We start from the raw sequence: 5,456 nt of genomic DNA, 5'->3' as shown, positions 1-5,456 counted from the left end.
TCGCCGCATCCTTCATCTTCTATCTCAAAGAATGAGTCCTGAGCCTAGTGGGCATCATGCGGGTTCGCCGCCATTCCCACCGCCATGCTTGACCCACCCCACAGTGTGGCTTCTCCCATGGTCCCAGCGCTTATCGGGTCCGGGTCCCCATTTTTAATTTAGGTGCTCGCTTCTCTACCAATCGAAGCAAGCGGGTCGATTTCAGCGATCTTCTGGAATTCACCAAGGTAATCCTGTTGATGGGTCGCCATCCAACGGACTATCCGATTGTTTGCAAGGAGTTTGGCGATATAGCCGCGTGCTACGGTCAAATGCAGATTATCAATGCCGTAGGTTTCCTCGACAGATTTTACTTGTGTTTGAAGTGCAGCGAGTTCTCGTTCCATACGAGCAATCTGCTGGCCTGATGGTGTCGCTCTACTCCCTTTTTTTCCTCTTTTGTTCGGTACGAGCTGGTTTTCTGCCGTCGCGGCCCGCAAGGCTCGGGCGAACATGACTGTGAAGTTGTTCTGGCCAATCATGAGGTCAGCGGATTCGATCTGTCGTACAGCCGTCATCTGGCGCAAAATATCGAATACCTTCATGGAGCAGGGGGTATCTTTAAGCATTTCAGCCGCTTCGGGACTGATGCCGTCCAGTAGCCGGAAACGTCTCAATACTGCTTCTACCTGAATATTGAGTGCGGTAGCGATATCAGCTGACGAGACTCCTCGCTCCATGGCGCGTGCGATCATCCGATGTTCCTGGATCGGTGGTATACGATTGACCCGCTTATTGTAGGTATAGGTATCATCGTCAGGAGCCAGCAGACATTCGACTTCTGTGAAGCCGAGTTCCTTCATGGCTTCGATTCTTAAATGACCGTCAAGTAGAAACCATTGTTCGGCGTTCGTCGTATCTGCCGTCACAGCCGGGGACTCTATCGGGTGTCCGATCGCTTTTATGGAGGTCAATATCTGTGAATATGTGCGGCTCAATCTAATATCGGGCGGCAATGTCTTGAGTGGAATGATTGATGCTACAGGAATCGTGAGGAAATCCATGCCGAAAGCCATATGAATACGGCTATGCCCTTGATTGTTCACTTCATCAGTCATGCTCGTTTCCCGATACTCTGACTGTTAGAGCGCGAGGCATGGTCGCCAGCCCCTCAGCTCTAAGCAGGTTAATAAAGCCGTCGTTCGCGAGAAGCTCCTTCAAGGCTTCAACGATGAACAGAAGTCGTGTCTGAGTAAAATCCGATTTCTTGACCAACAGACGCTGCCTCTCGGCCTCACGTTGATAGACCTGCATTAGATCAGCGGCCGTCATTCTACGACTGCTCGTTTTGCGCCCTAAACGCCCCGTTGGTAGACTTTTACGTTGGCTGTGCAAGCGCATCTCGAGCATTCGCCGGACCGCGGCCAGCTTCTTGCCCCTCAGCTTGCCCGTTTCATAGGCATCAAGGAGCAGGTTCTGGGCTTCTTCTGTTTCAGACCGGGAAATCTCCATTGCCAGAGTAATCGGAATAAGGCCGGTTTCAACTGCGGCGAGAAGCCGTTCCTCACCACGATCGAGGAGGGAAGCGACCATGTTGACCCAGGAGGCTCCGACACCGATTTTTGTACCGATTGCAGTATCACTATAACCGCGTGATCGTAATGCGCCGACCTCGCGCATGAGATCAATGGGGCGCGGTGTACGTCGGGCGATGTTTTCGACCAAGCTCATCACGAGGCACTCGCTCTCGCTCGCCTTGATGACCACTGCCGGGATATCTGGTTGGCCGAGCATCTGGAAGGCTTCCAACCGACCTTCGCCGCAAACCAGGTCATATCTGGGGCCATTGGCCGTATCGCGGCGACTTACGGTGATGGGCCGTTTCAAACCGATAGCTTCGATGTTGTTAACAATCTCCCGATGCTGGCGCTTGTTGCGGGCGCGTGGATTTACGACTGTAATCTGGCTGATCGGGATCATTTCTATCCTGCTCGGACGAATGACAGACATCAGGCGACCTCCGCAATGGAAATAGGAGTGGCGATGTCGTATAGGAGTTCAAGATTGTCGAAACGATAGGCGTCAAGAGCAAGACCGTTTTCTTCCGACAGGCGAAGTTTGCCGGAAATTATGTCGATGCGTGGAAATAGATAGTAGTCCAGAGGCATATGATTGGCGCTGTCCATACGCACGACGATCGTAATGTCGGGTATGAGTGAGGTATCGAAATGCATCTTCCAGCGCAGCAGTCCGGTGGATGTTTCTATACAGCGCGCTATCGTCACGGAAAGACTGAATTCGTCATTGACGACGATACGGTCGTCCTGAGGAGTCTGCCATACATCACTACCTTTGGTGCGCAATTCAGCGATTATTTGTCGAATAATTTCCGGATAAAGTCTGCGTAGTTCACGGTTTATCGCGATGTATCGATAGTCACGATCCGGTTTGAACCCGACAAGATGATAGGCGCGGAGCAAACTACCGAAACGGGCGCTATAGGCGCCGCTGGAAGGCAAGTCATCACATTCATCAATGATTATACCCGATAATAGGCCTTTCTGGTGATAGAGTTCCTTCAAGGAATGCAGCATTTCTTCATCAGTCAGACGGAAAGAGCGCGTATTGATGATGCTCCTTGCAGATTCGAATAGCTCACGCTCTACGATGGCTTCGAATGCATTTTCCGCTTTGATCCACATTTCCGGTTCATTGCGAACTCGTTTCTTCTTTAATTTGAAGGAGCGGCGATTCCATACGTTGTCGCCGACGTATTTCTCATTGATTAGTAATTGATGTACCGTTCCTCTGGTCCAGAGACGTCCATGATCTGTCAAAATACCGCGTCTGTTGAGGTCGCCGGCGATCTCGCTCTCGCTGCGTTCCTGATGAACGAAAGACTGATAGATGGTACGGACCAGATTGATTTCCTCGGCCGGACCGGGCGTCAGGATAACGCGGTCAGTCTGGATACTCTTATGTTCGCCCTGCCCAAGAATGCCCTTGATGGCGCCGTTTTCATCAATAAGGGTTCGACGTAAGCCAAATCCAGCAGGCCCTCCCTGACGATACCCCTTCTCGATCAATCTTCCCTGACCTGCAAATACTTTGGTAGAAAGTTCACGGCTATATTCACCAGCCATGGCACGCTTAACGCCCTTGACGATGGTTGAGATCGGACTCCCATCGTTCTCGAACTGTTCGGCGCAATACTCGACTGCAATACCCGCGCGACGGCAGATATATTCGTAGTAAGCGCTCTCATCCGCATCCTGGAACCGGCCCCAACGGCTGACGTCGTAGACAAGAACTAATGTGAAATCATTATTTCCTACCTGAACGTCTTCAATGAGTTGTCTGAGTGCATTGCGCCCCTCAATTTTGAGGCCACTTTTCCCAGCATCGGCATACGTGCGGACGATCTTAATCCCTCGATCCCTGGCATACTGCTTGATCGCTTCCGACTGATTTTCGGTCGAATACTTCTGAAAATCCGTTGACATCCTGACGTATTCGGCAGCCCGAACGAAGCGTTCCATCGGCTCCGTGCGATCAGCATCGTAGAATCTCCGGCTCGTCACGTTTTGCCCTTTCCGAGGCTAATAACGGAGGTCCGGACATCTTCCCTCGCAGTAAGAGTGAGTCTGTTCCGTCATTCTGAAGCGGGATTATTTTAGTATCGGAAGGATCGGAAGATGTTGCCAAAAAAAGGCAGGAAATTACCTCTGTGGGAGGGTGTTCTCGGACGTCGTGAAAACTATGCCAAGACGGTCGCCGAACTGTTGCGCAAAGAGCATGAAGATAGCCACGGTGTAATCAAGAGGCTTATGCGACAGACAGGCGCGAGTGAGAAGAGTGTAAAACACTGGCTTTCAGCGCAGCATGGTCCAGATACGATATATTTCTTGCGTCTTGTTGTTTCGTCGCCGGTTATCCGGGCATTCGTTTCTGGGCTGGTCGAAGGACGTAATGCTCATCTCTCGACATACTCGGCGGAGTGTTCCTCGCTTGCTGCAGCCAAAGAAGCTTATCGGCTTGGAGTGGGGGCAAGTGGCAGACAGGCAGTGCCTGTAAGGGGGAATGACCCTGAACATGTCCTTGGACACGACCCTGTAAATGTCCCTGATCATTGGGAACTGAATGAACGGCAACGGTGGTTCCTGCTAAGACTCGAGCGAGGAAGGAGATGCAAAGCCATAGACATTATATCTGTATGGAATGTGAGCCTGAAAACCGCCCGCAGGGACATTGGAGGTCTTCAGCAAGCTCAACTCGTGGAATACGTCGGGTCACGCAGAAAAGGGAGATATTGCCGCAAAGCCGAGACCTGAGTGGACGATCTCTTCCAGGTGGCAAGCCCGGGAACCACAAGGCCGGGATGGAAGGTGGCTCTTGCCAAAGAGAGGCTCCTTAGCTATATCCTTAGCTAAGGAGGTGCCTCATGGCCCAGTTTTCGGTTCACGATGCCAAAACCAATCTGTCCCGTCTGATCGCCGACGCACTTGCGGGCGGTGAGGTGGTGATCGCGCGTGGTTCCGTACCAGTGGTGCGTCTTGTGCCGGTGGAACCGCAGGGTCGTCGCGTGTTTGGGGCGCTCAAAGGCAGGATCACCCTGGATAAGACCTTCAATGAGGCGCTGCCCGAGGATGAACTGGACGGGTGGAATCTCGCTTGAGGCTACTGCTTGATACGCACGCGCTGATCTGGTGGCTGGCGGGCGATGAGCACCTGAGTCACCGCGCCCAGGAGGCCATAGCGGATGAAGCCAATGTCATTGCCGTGAGCGCGGCTTCGGCCATGGAGGTCGCAACCAAGTTTCGTATCGGTAAACTGCCGGGGGCGGCCCTGCTGGCGCAGGATTTTGAAGCTATTGTTGCCGGGCAGGGGTTCGTTGAGCTGCCAATCAGCGTTACTCATGCCCGCATCGCGGGCGAGATGAACATTGCTCATAAAGACCCGTTTGACCGTTTCCTGATTGCCCAGGCGCAGGCCGAGGGTATGACACTGATCTCCAACGAGGCCTTGTTTGATAACTTCGCTGTCAATCGTCTTTGGTGATCTCCTAAAGCTGACGCACGAACGAGGGGATGGTGGATACGAACCGATCTGAGCCGGTAGGGGCAGGCCGCGACAACGGTCACGGTTTCGAACGGGAACTGCTCTACTTCTGGGAGACGGGGGCTCTATGATTGGGAAAAGATCAGGCGAACGCAGAAAAAATATTTTCAAAACAATCATCTAAACCCGCTTTATTCTCACCTTGCGATTGTCGCAATTTGAGAAGCATTCTTGTCCCCGCAACCAACGATACTTGCGATACGAACGCATCAAGAACGCCACTGTCCCGATGGACTGTGGCGTTTTTCTTGTGCGCCGCCCGGAATGTGACCTGGAGGGTTCGAAAAGCCCCTTGTTTTTGAGGCGCACTCTGTGATTCCATTTCTTCTGCGTTGATTGGGGTATGGAGGATGAAGCAG

The 5,456-nt window shown here is 52.5% G+C and carries 5 protein-coding genes and 1 pseudogene; 2 read left to right on the top strand and 4 right to left on the bottom strand.

The window, feature by feature from the left end; all coding sequences use genetic code 11:
* Positions 1-158 precede the first annotated feature (158 nt).
* From HK28_RS09395 to HK28_RS09385, 3 genes are read right to left on the bottom strand one after another with little or no spacing between them, the layout of a single operon-like run.
* Positions 159-1,097, bottom strand: coding sequence for a plasmid partitioning protein RepB C-terminal domain-containing protein (locus tag HK28_RS09395; protein WP_233140461.1), 939 nt, complete (start codon positions 1,095-1,097; stop codon positions 159-161).
* Entirely contained in the window at positions 1,090-1,989 is a 900-nt protein-coding gene (locus HK28_RS09390; RefSeq protein WP_086644328.1) for a plasmid partitioning protein RepB C-terminal domain-containing protein, read from the bottom strand. Before HK28_RS09390 ends, HK28_RS09395 begins: the two co-directional genes overlap by 8 nt.
* Positions 1,989-3,518, bottom strand: coding sequence for a recombinase family protein (locus HK28_RS09385; RefSeq protein WP_086644327.1), 1,530 nt, complete (start codon positions 3,516-3,518; stop codon positions 1,989-1,991). Before HK28_RS09385 ends, HK28_RS09390 begins: the two co-directional genes overlap by 1 nt.
* A 902-nt stretch (positions 3,519-4,420) precedes the next feature.
* Here HK28_RS09385 and HK28_RS09375 point away from each other — a divergent pair.
* Both HK28_RS09375 and HK28_RS09370 read left to right on the top strand, forming a co-directional pair.
* Positions 4,421-4,654, top strand: a complete 234-nt coding sequence (locus tag HK28_RS09375) for a type II toxin-antitoxin system Phd/YefM family antitoxin (protein WP_006559686.1) — start codon at positions 4,421-4,423, stop codon at positions 4,652-4,654.
* Entirely contained in the window at positions 4,651-5,037 is a 387-nt protein-coding gene (locus HK28_RS09370; RefSeq protein WP_086644326.1) for a type II toxin-antitoxin system VapC family toxin, read from the top strand. Before HK28_RS09375 ends, HK28_RS09370 begins: the two co-directional genes overlap by 4 nt.
* A 142-nt stretch (positions 5,038-5,179) precedes the next feature.
* Here the strand turns inward: HK28_RS09370 and HK28_RS14315 are convergent.
* A pseudogene (locus HK28_RS14315) lies at positions 5,180-5,456 on the bottom strand (hypothetical protein); the annotation flags it as partial.

Origin of the sequence: Acetobacter sp. DsW_063 (assembly GCF_002153745.1) — a bacterium.
Taxonomy (GTDB): domain Bacteria; phylum Pseudomonadota; class Alphaproteobacteria; order Acetobacterales; family Acetobacteraceae; genus Acetobacter.
Note: the sequence above shows the minus strand (reverse complement) of the source record. Positions and strands in the feature narration are given on the sequence as shown.

Coding starts and splice junctions, on each gene's coding strand:
- HK28_RS09395 (WP_233140461.1), bottom strand. CDS start 1,097: ATGACTGATGAAGTGAACAATCAAGGGCATAGCCGTATTCATATGGCT.
- HK28_RS09375 (WP_006559686.1), top strand. CDS start 4,421: ATGGCCCAGTTTTCGGTTCACGATGCCAAAACCAATCTGTCCCGTCTG.
- HK28_RS09390 (WP_086644328.1), bottom strand. CDS start 1,989: ATGTCTGTCATTCGTCCGAGCAGGATAGAAATGATCCCGATCAGCCAG.
- HK28_RS09385 (WP_086644327.1), bottom strand. CDS start 3,518: ATGGAACGCTTCGTTCGGGCTGCCGAATACGTCAGGATGTCAACGGAT.